Here is a 13559-nt window from a genome sequence, read left to right as displayed (position 1 = left end):
CAATGGGCCTGTCTTTAACTTTGGTTGAATAGTAAATGGTAAAAAATAAACGTTCTCGTTAAATTAAGGGTTTAATTTCACACAATTGCTATTGTATTAACGGGAAGCGTTAAACTAGGTACCATATCTAAACGGAGGTGCAATCGAATAAATAGTTCTAGTGTGATAGGTCAGTATGAATTGTTGTGCCATCTTCTACAAAACTCAGTTTTATTTATTTGAGCTGATTTCCCCAGGATAATAAGTCTGCCTTAATAATAATTATTAAGGTTCAAATTATTAAATAAGGGGATGTATCATGGGTAATTCATACGATAATGCAAATATTGGGCATGTACAAGATGCTGTGAATGCAAGTTTTGGTAATGGAAAATATTCCGTTTCCTTCGCGGATGACTCATCGAGCAGCAGTGGTGGTTCTGGAGTTCATTGGGGAGGCGGTTCTGGTAATGGTAATAGTGGTAATGGCAGTTCATCATCTGGCGTTAGCTCTAAGGTGGCGTATAAAGCCCAAAATATGTATCTAGACTCCGGGGCGACATGTTATAACGTTAGCATTTTTGGCTTAATGTATGCCGTTGATTATAATAATACAACGGTTACAGGAGTTCGTGCTCTTTCCGGTACGGAACGCATGGATAACGAACAGAATCGCGTTAATATGGCAAGGGGGCAGGTTGAGGACTTACTACTTTTTGTTAGTGCCTTCAATAAATCAACTATCGAAAAATATGGACAACAATATAAAGCCACCTTGGAAGGCTTAAAGGCTAATATCAAAGGAAAAAAAATAAAAAACTATCAGCAGGCAATGGCCATATTTGAAAAAGTCCGAAGTAATCCCAAGTTTGCCCTGAATTCGGCTGATAGAAATGCGTTAAAACTTGCGTTGATTTATACCGATGCCAAGGTGTTTGGCGATAACTTGTCACGACTGGCTCGTTCCTTTGGTGTCTTATCTATGGCGGTGAATGTCAATAAGCTCATCTATGCAGCAATTGATGGTTACGTGCGAAATGATTGGTCGCCATTTATGTTACAATTGGAAGCCATTGGGTTAAGTGCAGCTGCTTCTACAGCCGCTGGAGCCATCGCTGCCGCAGTGTTTGCTGTCATTGCTGCGTTTGTCGCAGTTCCGGTTGCAGTGAGTACCATTGGTGTCGCGCTTATAGCAGCGATGGCGGGGGCTTTCTTTGATCCTGAGCGTGCAGAGCAGATTAATAATTGGGTGATCACACGTTAAATTAAATAAATTAGCGGGGAGTGCTGCTCCTCGCTTTTCATTGTGCTATACTTTTCTTCATTTAATGAAATTGGAGAAGGAGAAGGTAATGGATGGTGTATCAAAGCCAATTAATATCCCCTATCGATTTATGTTCATGAGCCTGATTCCTGTTTTTTTATTCTCGACTGTTATTCCGGAGGTTCCTAACTCCGAATTTTATATGTCATTGAACCAATTCCTAGATAAGTTTTTTTTAGGGATGGTTGGCTTCACCTCTGAGCTCTTTCCTTTTACAGCGAAAGTGATTAGTAATTATGTAGCTGTCACTACCCCTTTCCTGTCCGTTTACGTTATGGTTATCGTTGGTAAAGAAGCTGTAATTAAATCAAAGTCTGGAATTAAGAATACATTTTCAATTCTGTATCTTTGTATGACAACGATAGGTTTTATATTACTGACGGCTCTCATTATTTACATGAGCTACTTTTCTGTGACAGATCTGTCGCAGCACAACAGAATGTACCGAATTTTCGGCTTCCAGCCGTTCTTCTTTGCACTTTTTTCAGCCATTTGGATGTTAGCACTGTACCTTATCATCGTACTGAATTTCATTTATTTCTTTGTGCTTCCTTATATCATCTTGGTTAAGAAGCCGTTTGCGCCCAAGTGACGGGATTGGCTGGGATTGCTCGCAATACTAGATGCGAAACCAACTTCGCCGAATAACTTGAATCTCCGTATATGAAACCGTACATACAGTGGAATGAGAGGACGGCGGGAGTGGCCCCGCCTCCTATTCGGTTCAGGAACTGGAATTATTGCGGCATTGCCTCGCGTGGGATAATAGCCCCGCGATACTGGATCACCGTGCTGGCGGTCAGGTGGCCACGTTTGGCCGCGCTAACTGCATCACCGCCGGTCAGGCGCACAGCCAGATAGCCGGCGCTGAAGGAATCCCCGGCGGCGGTAGTATCAATCACTTTCTCTTTTGGCAGTTTGACCGCCGGTACGTCGTGGGTTTCCCCATCGGCGCTAAACACCAGGCAGGAATCTGCGCCACGCTTAATCACTATCTCACCCACGCCAAAGTCGCGGGTACGGCTTACCACCTGCTCAACTGGTTGTTTGCCCCATAGTAAATCTTCATCATCCAGCGTCAGGAAGGCGATGTCGGTACAGGCCAGGATCTCGCGATAGGCCTGCTGAGTCTCTTGCTGGCTTTGCCACAGCCGTGGCCGATAGTTGTTATCGAAGATCACTTTACCGCCGTTGGCCCGGCATCGGCGCAGCAGGGTCAGCAGTTTTTCCCGGCTGGCAGGGTTGAGGATCGCCACGCTAATACCGCTCAGATACAGGTAATCAAACTGCGCCAGTTGGGCGCACAGGCTCTCTGCCTGCGCGCCATCTAGCCAGTAGCGGGCGGCAGCATCGTTGCGCCAATAATAGAAGGTGCGCTCGCCGGTAGCGTCGGTTTCGATCACGTACAATCCCGGTAGCTTGTTATCCAACTGCTGGATCAGATCGGTTTTCACCTGCTCCTGCTGCCAGGCTCGCAGCATTTCCCGGCTGAAGCTGTCGGTGCCAAGTGCGGTGACGTAATGCACGTTCAGCGCCTGTTGCGGCACTTGGCGGGTGATATAGACGGCAGTGTTGAGAGTGTCGCCACCGAATCCACGGCTGAGATCGGCGCCTTTCTGCGACAGTTCGATCATGCATTCGCCGATCACGGCGAGGTTTTTGCTGTTCATGATAATCCCTGACTTGATAATGAGTCTGGTTGCTGCGAATACGTCCAGTCTCAACGCAAGGGCGAAGCGAGTCAATAGGAATAAAACAGCGTTTTAATTAGTTTATGATCGTGATCGGGAAACGCGTGGTTTCCCGCCGCTGAGGAAGGAAAACTACTTGGCCGCCGCGCGCAGATCGGTGACGCATTGACCACCAATCCCCCAGTTATCGGTTTCCACTTCATCGATTACCACCACGGTAGTGGCGGGGTTTTTGCCGAGCGTATCGACCAACAGCTGGGTAACGCCAGCGATTAGCTGTTTTTTCTGCTCCGCGGTTGCACCCTCGCGGGTAATTTTGATATTTACGTAGGGCATTCTACTTTCCTCTTGTTATAAAAACGCTTACCCGTCGTCTTTCAAGCTGCAGCGTTGTTACCTGCGCTCGCCCACCCCAGTCACTTACGAAAAGTAAGCTCCTGGGGATGAACGAGCTTGTCGCCTAGCTGCAACTTGAAATCCATAGGGTAATTTTAGGACGGGTAATGGCTTAATGTAGAGGGCTTTGAACGGGGCTTAAAGTTTTATTGTGCGCTGCCGATAACAAGATCGACGAATTTCAGGCAACATTATCGTTTCCATTCCCTAATGGCGATAGTACCGATGATAACCAACATGATCTCTGGTTTACTGACGCCATTGTTTGCCGCCTGGCAGCGCGCCAAAGTGTTCCGCTACTGGCGGCAGTGTCGGCGTTTGTATACTTTCCAACCCATTTACCGCACCTGCGGCAAACTGCTGGCGGTGGAGTTGCTTACGGCGGTGCATCATCCGGCGGCACCGGGCAAACCCGTGTCCCCAGAGGACTACTTTGCCGCGCTGGGGTTACGCCAGCGTCTGGCGGTCATTCAGGAACAGCTCCATTTACTACAGCAATGGCAAGCCATGTTTACCCGCCATGCGCTGATGGTCTCCATCAATATCGACGGCAAGGCCTTGCAGGCCCTACAGCGGCACCCGGCGATACAGCGGCAAATCAGCCTCATGCCTTACCTGCGTTTTGAGCTGGTGGAGCAGGCAGACAGGGCGTTGAATGGGCCACTGCAGCATATCCCCGGGGCGGAGCGCCTGTGGTTGGACGATTTTGGCAGCGGGCTGGCGAATTTCTCTGCGGTCAGCAGTTGGCGCTATCAGTATATCAAGGTGGCTCGCGAACTGTTTATGCTGCTCAAGCAAAGCGATGAGGGTATCCAGTTGTTTTTTACCCTGGTGCGCCTAATGAGTCAGCACAGCGACGGGGTGATTGTCGAAGGGGTAGAAACAGAGCAGGAATGGCGGCTGGTACAGCGCTCTGGCGCGTTTGCAGCCCAAGGCTATTACCTTAGCCGCCCTGCACATTTTGACCAGCTGAAAACGCTGCCTACGCGGTTTATTGCCCCCACCCACTAACCCATTAGTTCCCAAGGCGTGAACTCTGGCCTATCCTCGACTAGGCTTTTAAGTAGGCTGTGTCCCTCAATTGGGTCAGTGAGCTATCGCCTCAAGGGAGCTGTTATGACAAGAACAGGCAAACGAGCTGCAGCGCCCGTTTGCTATTCGTGGCGATCTGGGCGTTAACTGGGAACGTCACCAGGATGAGCAGCTGTGATCCTGGATCTCCTCGGCTGAGGCCAGATTCAGCTGCCACAGGTTACGTTTCACGGCCAGCAGTAGGAAATCCCCTCCTGGCAAGGCCGTCATCGCCATACCGTAGCTACCCATGTTTTCACCAGCGCCTTCAACGCCCTGAGCCAACAAACGGAATGCTCCAAGCTGCTTCAGCTCTGCGGCACTGGCGCGCCGTGCCAAATAATCATGCCCCAGCAATCCCCCTGGCAGCGGTTGCCAACTTTCGCTGAAATCCCCATGCAGCTGAGCCAGCCGGTTTTTTACCGCTGGTTGCAGGCAGGAGATATGAATATGCAGCTGATTTTGCGTACGGCCATATTCGGAGTTGATCGCCAGCGAGATAGCGGCATCGTCGATCGGTTTACCGAGTTTATCCGCCATAAAATGCCTGGCCTGCCAGGCTAAGGTGAAGAAGTTGGCGGTGTCGGGCTGTAATACCTGCGGGCTTTCGATGCCAGTGATTTTGGCCGTTGGCATCAACAGGTACTGCAACGGCCCATTGCGGTCTTTCAGCACCACGAACCCTGCCTGCTCATCCACCTGTGCACAGGGGGCCGGATTATGGTTTTGCTGCTGATTAGGTAGGCACTGCTGGCTGACGATATGCCACAGCGCATCCGGGTGGGCCGGTTTCAGCCAGAAATAGGCGGCAATAACGATAATCGCCAGCAACGCAACAGACAAACAGAGCCAACGGCGCAACGACATAGGTAGGTTTCCTCAGCAAAGGGAGAGATAGCATAGCCGGGATTTGTGACAGCAGACAAACGGCCCCCATAGGCAGGGGGCCGGAAGAGGATTACAGCGACGTGTGGCGGGTTTCTTTCATCAGCAGCAGCGCGATCAGCGTCAGGCTGGCCATGGCCGCCAGGTACATGCCAACGTAGAACAGCCCATAGTTGTTGGCCAGCCAGGTAGCAATATAAGGTGCAACCGAAGCCCCCAGGATCGAGGCCACGTTATACGAGAACGAGGCTCCGGTGTAGCGCACTTCGGTTGGGAACAGTTCAGGCAGCAGTGCGCCCATCGGGCCAAAGGTCAGGCCCATAATGCTCAGCCCAAGCAGCAGGAAAGCCATCACCAACAGCTGATTGCCGGAACCCAGCATGCTCGGGAACAGGAAGGCAAAGCCGATCATCAACAGGGTGATGACAATCATGGTCTTGCGGCGGCCAAAGGCATCGGCCAGCAAACCGGCGATCGGCACCATCACGCCAAAGCCAATCACCGCCACCATCAGCATCCACAGGAAGCTGTTACGCGAATAGCCCAGCCCCAACGGCTCTGCGGCCGTGCCGTAGGTCATGGAGTAAACGGTCATCAGGTAGAACAGCGTATAGGTAGCCAGCATGATGAAGGTACCCAGGATGGTGGCCTTTTTGTGCTTGCTCAGCAGAGTCCCGAGCGGAACCTTCACCTGTTTGCCCGCCTTGGCTACCTTGGCAAAAACCGGGGTCTCATGCAGCGAAATACGCACATACAGACCAACCAGCACCAGCGCGGCAGAGAGGATAAACGGCACGCGCCAGCCCCAGGTCATGAACTGCTCATCGGTCAGCAACCAGGAGAGCAGCAGGAAGGTGCCGTTGGCGAAGAAGAAACCGATCGGTGCACCCAACTGTGGGAAAGAGCCGTACAGCGCACGCTTGTTGGCAGGTGCATTCTCGGTGGCCAGCAACGCGGCACCGCCCCATTCGCCACCCAGACCCAGGCCTTGGCCAAAGCGTGCCAGCGCCAGCAGGATCGGTGCAAGGATGCCAATGGTTTCATAGCTTGGCAGCAGGCCGATCAGCACGGTGGAAATCCCCATGGTCAGCAGTGAAGCAACCAAGGTGACCTTACGCCCGACGCGATCGCCGAAGTGGCCGAACAGGGCAGAGCCGATTGGCCGCGCCACAAAGGCGATGGCGAAGGTGGCCAGCGATTGCAGCGTGGCGGCCGCAGGATCGCCCTGTGGGAAGAAGATATGCGGGAAGACGATCACTGCAGCAGTGGCATAAATATAGAAATCAAAGAACTCGATGGCGGTACCGACCAGAGAGGCGACGATGACTTTTCCCCGGGAGTTAACCGGTGTGGACGCGGCTTCGGCGTCTAAAGGGGGTGCGATGGTGGCTTGCATAGTTATTTCTTATATTTTGACTAGGGAAAAATTCATCTTAGTCATAGCAAAATGGCTTTTCAACGGGGAGATTTTGTACTATCTGGCAAATAAACTGTTAAAAAGACTAATGTTTTAACGAGTTCGCGTTCTATGGTCATTAACGTGGTGAAGTGAGCCATAAGCAGAGATAATGACTGGAAAAGGTGCAAAGAAAAGTTATAGGGTAGTTTGTTATGCTGGTTTTTGCGGATTGGCTCGCTGTGCTTTAGAGTTATTGACTGCTTTTTGGCTTTATTATTGAAATAAAAAACCAGTCGCAACCTGGCGACTGGCATTAATGCAATGCGTTTAGCGCAGACTCACTTGCCCTGCGGCAGGGTTTTGTCCTCTTTATACTGTGCCGTGGCAATCCAGGCGGCGCAAAACAGCGTCAGGCGGGCAAAAAAGTAGAAGAACGCCATCAGCCCGATCACCGAACCAAAGGCGGCGCCGGAAGGCGATTTGGCGACCTGCGGCAGCGTCATGGTCATCACAAACTTGATTGCTTCAAAGCCAATTGCGGCGATCAGCGTGCCGCGCAGCAGCGCTTTTTTCTTCGGTTTATGGCGCGGCAGCATCCAGAAGATCCACAAAAACAGCAGGTAGTTGGCAAAGATGGAGATCGACAGCGCGATCAGCGTCATCGCCGGCCGCAGCCATTCAATGCCATCCAGCCCCAGCGCATGCACGATGGCCGCCTGAGCAGAACCCGCAATCGAGGTTAACGACAGCGTGACGATCAGCGCCACCACCAGGCCGGTTAATGAAATAAAATCGCGGGTGTAGCGAAAATAGATTTTCTCCTGATCCTGTGGATTGCGTTCCCAAACGTCACGGGACTGGGCGCGGATCGCCTCACGCAGATTCCCCATCCAACTGATGCCTGAGTACAGCGCCAGCGCCAGACCGGTCAGGCCGACGGTAGTACGTTGCTGGATGGCGGTGTTCACCGTGTTCTTCAAGGTACTGGCCAGCGTGGGATCGCTGATGCTATTGACGATCTTATTGATCAATTCGGCCAGCAGATCCGGGTTGGATGCCAGCACAAAGCCCACGGCGGCAAACGACACCATCAGGATCGGGATCAGAGAGAGAAACGAGAAGTAGGTAATGGCGGCGCCAAACTGGCTGCCAAGACGGTCGTTGAAGCGTTCGGTGGCTCGCAGCAGGTGAGCAATGGTGGGCCAAGCTTTAACGCGCTCTATCAGGCGAGCGAATCCCGAAAGGCCTTTATCCAGTTTTTGGTTGCCGGTTTTGATGGCGATCGTCGGTTTCTCGATGGCATCAGGCTGCTCTGGAGCGGCTTTATTCTGCATTACGTCACTGTATCCTTCAGTAAATCAATGGGCATGTGCTTGATTATAGCCAAATATGCCCTTGATTTGGCCGTTATCAGCGAGATTGGGTTAAATCTGATGGTGGCCGCTACCCGCGAGATCGTTCGATTTTGTCCTACTCACCACACGTCTGATTTTCTGCCGGATCCCTGCAATTTTATCTATCTCAGCGCCAGGAAGGCTTTTACTCATCTTATGGCGCGCGCTTTTTCACTCTGCATGCGCCTACTGCAGCCGTAGGGGCTGGAACGGTTATCTCCTGAATCAATAGATAAAATGGAAGGTCTTATGAAATTATTCAATCATCCCACCTGTCGCCCATTTACCGAAGCGGGCAACCTGTCGCAACTTTGCGCTTATTATGAGGAAGATCGCCACATCATGTGGATGCTGCTGCGTGCAGAGCCGCGCCCTTGTTTCAATCAGGCGCTGATAGAAGATATCATGACGCTGGCGCAGGCGGCGAAGGAGTCGACGTTGCAGTTCGACTTTTGGGTCACTGGTTCGCTGGTGCAAAACATGTTTAACGTTGGCGGGGATCTGAGCTTTTTTGCCGAAGCGATCAAAAACCGCAAGCGTGAGGCAATGATGGCGTATGCGCGGGCCTGTATCGACTGCGTGCATGCGGCGGCCCGTGGCTTTGATACTGGGGCCATTAGCATTGCCATGGTAGAGGGCAGCGCGCTAGGGGGTGGTTTTGAGGCGGCATTGGCGCACCATTTTGTTTTGGCGCAGAACAATGCGCGGATGGGATTCCCGGAAATCGCCTTCAATCTGTTTCCCGGTATGGGTGGTTATTCACTGGTAGCCCGCAAAGCAGGTATGCGCCTGGCGGAAGAGCTGATCTGGAGCGGGGAGTCTCATACCGCCGAATGGTTCGAAAGCTACGGGCTGGTGGATCGGTTGTTTCAACCGGGTGACGCCTATATGGCGACCCGTACCTTCATTGACACCATCAGGCCCAAGCTGAACGGTATGCGTGCCATGTTGCGCGCGCGTCAGCGGGTCTTGCAGTTAACTCGTTCCGAACTGATGGACATTACCGAGGATTGGGTACACTCGGCTTTTACCATTGAGGAGAAGGATCGTCTGTATATTGAGCGGTTGGTGATGCTGCAGGATCGGCATGCGCTTAACCAGCGCCGTGCCAGCTAAGCGTTAATTCCCGCCCGCATCACTTTGGTGATCGCGGGCTATAGGTTTTCAGCCACTGTTCTAATTGCTCAGGAAGCATCGGGCGGGCGAACAGGAACCCCTGTTTTTCATCGACTCCTACGCAGTCAAGGAAGCGATTCTCACTATCTGTCTCGACCCCTTCGGCAATCACCTTGAACTGTAACGCTGCGGCGACCGCGACGATGGCGCGTATTAGTGATTGTGATACCGGGGCCAGGTTTACGCCGCGTACAAAGCTCTGATCCAGCTTGATGGCGTCCAGTGGAATACGTGCCAACTGGGCCAGAGAGGAGTAACCGGTGCCAAAATCATCCAGATGTACCTGTGCGCCCAAGGCCCGTAGCCGGGCGATCACCTCACGCGCCCGGTTTTCATCCTCTATCAGGCTGCTCTCGGTCAGCTCAAAGTCCAGCGTGCAGGGAGAAAGCTGGTTTTCTCGTAGTACCTCAACCAGATCGTTTACCACGCTGTCATCCACCAACTGCCTGGCGGAAAGGTTAACCGCGATGCGTAAATTCAGCCCCTGTCGTTGCCAAATGGCTGCCTGTTTAGCGGCGGTTTGCAGCACCCAGCGGCCAAGTGGGGCAATCAGCCCGGACTCTTCGGCGTAGGAGATAAACTGTAATGGTGGGATCAGCCCGCGCTCAGGTGAATCCCAGCGGACCAGCGCCTCTACGCTGTGCACGGCTCCGTTGAGCGTTGCGACCTTGGGTTGGTAATACACCACCAGTTGCTCCTGTTCCAGCCCCTTACGCAGGTTGGTATCCAGCCACATGTATTCGGCAACGCGGCGGTTCATTTCCGGCGAGAAGACGATAAAGGTACGTTTGCCATGCTCCTTGGCGACGTACATGGCGGTATCGGCGCAGCGGATCAGGCTGTCCAGGTCGTGGCCATGTTGCGGGCACAGGGCAATGCCGATCGAGCAGCCGGTGTAGACCTCGATCAGGCCGATGCGGAAGGGCGTTTGCAAGCGCTCGATAATGCGCTGGGCCAGCTCTTGTAGCATGATCCGGTCGGCCTGGGTGACCAGCACCAGAAATTCATCGCCCCCCAGACGGGCAAGCTTTTCCCCATGATCCAGGCAACTGAGAATGGCGTGAGACACCTCAATCAGCAAGCGATCACCCAACATATGGCCATAGGCGTCGTTCACTTTTTTGAAATTATCCAGATCGAGATAGACCAGCCCAACCTGGCTGTCACCGCGTTCGTTAATCGCCCGGTTAATATCATCTTGAATGGCGTTGCGGTTTGGCAGGCCGGTGATGGTATCGGTATTGGCCAGTAGCCGCAGGCGTTCCTGGGCGCGGCGTTCTTCGGTAATATCTGTACCGGAACAGATCAGGAACACCTCTTTTTTGCCGCTGCCGCTGTGTACGAACTTGTTGCGGAACAGGAATAACCGCTCGCCTTTGACCGTTTTGATCCAGCGTTCCACTTCATAGGAAGCCCCGTTGCGAAAGAAGCTGGCAATATTGCGCCGTGATGCCGCAGCCTCTTCGGGGCTCATAAACAGCTTGAAGACGTTTTTGCCGATCACGTCCTGTTCCTGCAGGCCGGTGTACTCTTCGCTCAGGCGGTTAAAGCGCTGGACGCGACCGTGTTGGTCAACGATGACAATGACGGAGTTGGCCTCCGAAACCACCTGTTCGGCAAACGACAGGCCGTGCACTAAATCACGTGCCACGGCCTCGGTATCGGTATAGGCAGAAGCGGTGCCTGCCCACTCAAATTTATTGACCCTGCGGCCGACCAGATGCAGATGGATGGGTTGGCCGCTGAGCTGGATGGTCAGCTCCAGGCTGGCGGTGACCCCGCTCAGACGGCGGATTTTCGCTGCCTGCATTTCATCGAGGGCTACGGCAAGGTGCGTTTTACCTTTGATTGCCGTCAACTCCAGGGCGTTGCTGTCAAACGCCAGATGCCAGTAAGGGCTGCTGGTGCCAAAGTGGGAGTTAAGAAGCATTGGGCCTTGCTCTGCGAACATGATCATTCCTCAAAAAGAGACAGCCGGACCCTACGCTGTAGCCTAAAAGACGATGGGGATCGTGTGAACGACGTCTGCTATAGAGTGTAAAAGAGAACCGCGTACTGTGCGAAAATCAGTTTTTGGTTTTGTTGAGCCAGGGTTGTGGCTAGCGGGGCTAAATTAACCAAAAGCCAGAAGAGGGAAGAAGTCACACTAATAATTACGCTTGGGTAATGTAATCTTCCAAATAACAGACACCTTCTCCATAATTTATTCATAATTGATGAATATTGCCATCTTTGATTTTAAAAAATTTACACTCCCTAGCATTACTATATATTCATACGCATACTATTATTTCCGACGACGAGATAGTGAGCCTGTTAACGTACAGCGCTCCTGATGAAGAATAACTTTTAAGGAAATAATTATGCGTAAACTGACTGCTTTATTTGTCGCTTCAACGTTAGCCCTGGGTTCTGCTTCTGCTGCCTTTGCTGCCGATGCAACTACCGCCCCGGCAACGGCCACTACCGCCGGGTCAGTGAAAATGATGCCCTATAAAGACGCAAAAAGAGAAAGTCCCTTTGCTGGTTTGAACCTGACCAAAGAGCAACGCCAGCAGATGCGTGATATCATGAAAGAGTCGCATCAAAAACGCGGCCCGGGTGCTAAAGACGAGCGCCAGGCACTGCACAGCATGATCGCTTCGGAAAGCTTCGATGAAGCCAAGGCAAAAGCCCAGATTGATGCGATCAGCAAAGCGCAATCCGAACACATGCTGGAACGTGCCAAAGCTGAAAACAAAATGTATAACCTGCTAACGCCAGAGCAGAAAAAACAATACAATGAGAATTATCAGAAACGCGAGCAGAAGATGATGGAACATATGAAGAAAATGCGTGATCATGTCCCAGCGGCTGAATAATTAACATTGCTATCATAATAAAAGTGCCGGGTTATTTTCCCGGCATTTTTATTGTATATTCTTAAAATACTTGAGGTGGCTTATTTAACCGTAGCAGCAATAGTATTGAATTGTTCGATAATGGCTGCGGCGAACAGGGGATCGTTGATATGGTACGGTATTTTGAGCAACCGGCGTTTTGCGGTCTGTATCAACGTCCGTTCCAGCGAGTGAACAAAAGCGTCCAACGCTTGCGGATCCCAGAAGGGCTGACCTGGCGCATCCAAGGTCGAAAAGCCGCCCAACGGTACCACAAAGCATACCTCCCCGGCACAGGCGTTTAGCTTGCCGCCAATCCAGCGCCCCAACTGGGTATTCTCCTGCACCGTGGTGCGCATTAGCGTTACCTGGCTATTGTGGCAATAAAATTGACGATTGGCATAGCGGGCCGGAATGGTTTTTGGATGACCGAAGTTGATCATATCCAGCCCTCCGCATGACATCACACCGGGGATCTCAGTGCGGGCAATGGCCCCAAAGCGATCTTCGTTGCAGGCCAACACGCCATCAAACAGATAGTCGCACACCTCGGTGGTGGTCAGATCCAATACGGCGTTGAGCAAGCTGCTGTCGATCAGCTTTTCCATTGCCTGGCCACCGCTGCCGGTAGCGTGAAAGACCAGGCAGTCCCAGTTGTGCTCAATGGCACTGGTCACGGCCTTGATACAAGGCGTAGTGACACCAAACATGGTCAGGCCGGTGGCGGGTTTACTGTCGGCATTATCATCGATATGAAAGCGGATGGCCCCGGCTATCTGGTTGGCCGCATTGCTCAAAACCTTGCGTGAAATGCGGTTAAGCCCGGCGATATCGGTGACGGAATACAGCATGGCAATATCGCTGGAACCGACATAGCCTGCGACATCACCTGCAGCCATACTCGATACCATCAGTTTTGGCAGGCCGATAGGCAACTGTTGCATGGCGGGTGTGATGATCGCGGTGCCACTAGACCCGCCCAAACCTAGCAGTGCAGCAACATCATGACGTGAGAGCATGAAGCGCTCAAAAGCGATAGCCATGGCTGCAATCGCCTGTCCGCGATTAGCACAAAAAACGGTTTGTGCACCTTCCGGATGGTAACCCGCGATCTCCTGTGCCGAAACGTTGGCGTGATACAGAGAAGGCTTACCGGAAGTGGAGAGATCGAGAGTGATGACGGGTAAATCGAGAGTGGCGATCAGATGACGGACATATTCCAGTTCTTGTCCTTTAGTATCTGCTGTGGTAGCAATATAGACAAAACTTGGAGTACTGCTCATCATCTGTTCCTGAAAAAGGTTCAGACAAATGTCTGAACAAATTGATTTTAAAGCTATTTATTATTGTAGGTTTGGAACCCTG

12 protein-coding genes are annotated in these 13559 nt (G+C 52.1%); 5 read left to right on the top strand and 7 right to left on the bottom strand.

Features of this window, described 5'->3' with window-relative positions; translation table 11 throughout:
* Positions 1-298: 298 nt before the first annotated feature.
* Together KAJ71_RS15500 and KAJ71_RS15495 are read left to right on the top strand one after the other, a co-directional pair.
* Positions 299-1243 (top strand): colicin-like pore-forming protein, encoded by a 945-nt coding sequence (locus KAJ71_RS15500; protein WP_248946565.1) that lies wholly within the window; start codon positions 299-301, stop codon positions 1241-1243.
* Between the two features lie 88 nt (positions 1244-1331).
* Complete coding sequence (locus KAJ71_RS15495) at positions 1332-1895, top strand: hypothetical protein (RefSeq protein ID WP_248946564.1); 564 nt, start codon at positions 1332-1334, stop codon at positions 1893-1895.
* Positions 1896-2040: 145 nt separating this feature from the next.
* On the opposite strand, the gene kdgK is transcribed toward KAJ71_RS15495, so the two are convergent.
* A complete protein-coding gene (gene kdgK, locus KAJ71_RS15490; RefSeq protein ID WP_248946563.1) occupies positions 2041-2973 on the bottom strand; it encodes a 2-dehydro-3-deoxygluconokinase in 933 nt (310 codons plus the stop codon).
* A 153-nt stretch (positions 2974-3126) separates the two neighbouring features.
* A complete protein-coding gene (locus tag KAJ71_RS15485; protein ID WP_021181815.1) occupies positions 3127-3330 on the bottom strand; it encodes a 2-hydroxymuconate tautomerase family protein in 204 nt (67 codons plus the stop codon).
* Positions 3331-3600: 270 nt separating this feature from the next.
* Between KAJ71_RS15485 and pdeH the strand changes: the two genes are divergently transcribed.
* Positions 3601-4401 (top strand): cyclic-guanylate-specific phosphodiesterase, encoded by an 801-nt coding sequence (gene pdeH / locus KAJ71_RS15480; protein ID WP_248946562.1) that lies wholly within the window; start codon positions 3601-3603, stop codon positions 4399-4401.
* 177 nt (positions 4402-4578) lie between these two features.
* On the opposite strand, the gene KAJ71_RS15475 is transcribed toward pdeH, so the two are convergent.
* The 3 genes from KAJ71_RS15475 to yhjD all read right to left on the bottom strand — a co-directional run bounded on the left by KAJ71_RS15475 (position 4579) and on the right by yhjD (position 8079).
* Positions 4579-5328 (bottom strand): CDP-diacylglycerol diphosphatase, encoded by a 750-nt coding sequence (locus tag KAJ71_RS15475; protein WP_248946561.1) that lies wholly within the window; start codon positions 5326-5328, stop codon positions 4579-4581.
* A 91-nt stretch (positions 5329-5419) separates the two neighbouring features.
* A complete protein-coding gene (locus KAJ71_RS15470; RefSeq protein ID WP_248946560.1) occupies positions 5420-6742 on the bottom strand; it encodes an MFS transporter in 1323 nt (440 codons plus the stop codon).
* 341 nt (positions 6743-7083) lie between these two features.
* Positions 7084-8079, bottom strand: coding sequence for an inner membrane protein YhjD (yhjD, locus tag KAJ71_RS15465; RefSeq protein ID WP_248946559.1), 996 nt, complete (start codon positions 8077-8079; stop codon positions 7084-7086).
* A gap of 309 nt (positions 8080-8388) precedes the next feature.
* On the opposite strand from yhjD, the gene KAJ71_RS15460 reads away from it, so the two are divergent.
* Positions 8389-9255: a crotonase/enoyl-CoA hydratase family protein gene (locus tag KAJ71_RS15460; protein WP_248946558.1), complete on the top strand. Its 867-nt coding sequence runs from the start codon at positions 8389-8391 to the stop codon at positions 9253-9255.
* 19 nt (positions 9256-9274) lie between these two features.
* Here KAJ71_RS15460 and pdeR read toward each other — a convergent pair whose 3' ends face one another.
* A complete protein-coding gene (pdeR, locus tag KAJ71_RS15455; RefSeq protein ID WP_248946557.1) occupies positions 9275-11266 on the bottom strand; it encodes a cyclic di-GMP phosphodiesterase in 1992 nt (663 codons plus the stop codon).
* A gap of 412 nt (positions 11267-11678) precedes the next feature.
* Between pdeR and spy the strand changes: the two genes are divergently transcribed.
* The gene (gene spy, locus KAJ71_RS15450; protein WP_248946556.1) at positions 11679-12176 is read left to right on the top strand and encodes an ATP-independent periplasmic protein-refolding chaperone Spy; all 498 of its coding nucleotides are present in this window, start codon (positions 11679-11681) and stop codon (positions 12174-12176) included.
* A gap of 80 nt (positions 12177-12256) precedes the next feature.
* On the opposite strand, the gene KAJ71_RS15445 is transcribed toward spy, so the two are convergent.
* A complete protein-coding gene (locus KAJ71_RS15445; RefSeq protein ID WP_248946582.1) occupies positions 12257-13477 on the bottom strand; it encodes a Tm-1-like ATP-binding domain-containing protein in 1221 nt (406 codons plus the stop codon).
* Positions 13478-13559 lie beyond the last annotated feature (82 nt).

The organism is Serratia silvae (assembly GCF_023282985.1).
Lineage (GTDB): Bacteria > Pseudomonadota > Gammaproteobacteria > Enterobacterales > Enterobacteriaceae > Chania > Chania silvae.
The sequence above is the reverse complement of the archived record's forward strand: the minus strand, read 5'-3'. Positions and strand labels throughout refer to the sequence as shown.

Excerpts from the sequence above, each read along its gene's own strand:
- yhjD (WP_248946559.1), bottom strand. The coding sequence starts at position 8,079 with ATGCAGAATAAAGCCGCTCCAGAGCAGCCTGATGCCATCGAGAAACCG.
- pdeH (WP_248946562.1), top strand. The coding sequence starts at position 3,601 with ATGGCGATAGTACCGATGATAACCAACATGATCTCTGGTTTACTGACG.
- KAJ71_RS15470 (WP_248946560.1), bottom strand. The coding sequence starts at position 6,742 with ATGCAAGCCACCATCGCACCCCCTTTAGACGCCGAAGCCGCGTCCACA.
- KAJ71_RS15475 (WP_248946561.1), bottom strand. The coding sequence starts at position 5,328 with ATGTCGTTGCGCCGTTGGCTCTGTTTGTCTGTTGCGTTGCTGGCGATT.
- KAJ71_RS15485 (WP_021181815.1), bottom strand. The coding sequence starts at position 3,330 with ATGCCCTACGTAAATATCAAAATTACCCGCGAGGGTGCAACCGCGGAG.
- pdeR (WP_248946557.1), bottom strand. The coding sequence starts at position 11,266 with ATGTTCGCAGAGCAAGGCCCAATGCTTCTTAACTCCCACTTTGGCACC.
- kdgK (WP_248946563.1), bottom strand. The coding sequence starts at position 2,973 with ATGAACAGCAAAAACCTCGCCGTGATCGGCGAATGCATGATCGAACTG.
- KAJ71_RS15460 (WP_248946558.1), top strand. The coding sequence starts at position 8,389 with ATGAAATTATTCAATCATCCCACCTGTCGCCCATTTACCGAAGCGGGC.
- KAJ71_RS15445 (WP_248946582.1), bottom strand. The coding sequence starts at position 13,477 with ATGAGCAGTACTCCAAGTTTTGTCTATATTGCTACCACAGCAGATACT.
- KAJ71_RS15495 (WP_248946564.1), top strand. The coding sequence starts at position 1,332 with ATGGATGGTGTATCAAAGCCAATTAATATCCCCTATCGATTTATGTTC.
- spy (WP_248946556.1), top strand. The coding sequence starts at position 11,679 with ATGCGTAAACTGACTGCTTTATTTGTCGCTTCAACGTTAGCCCTGGGT.
- KAJ71_RS15500 (WP_248946565.1), top strand. The coding sequence starts at position 299 with ATGGGTAATTCATACGATAATGCAAATATTGGGCATGTACAAGATGCT.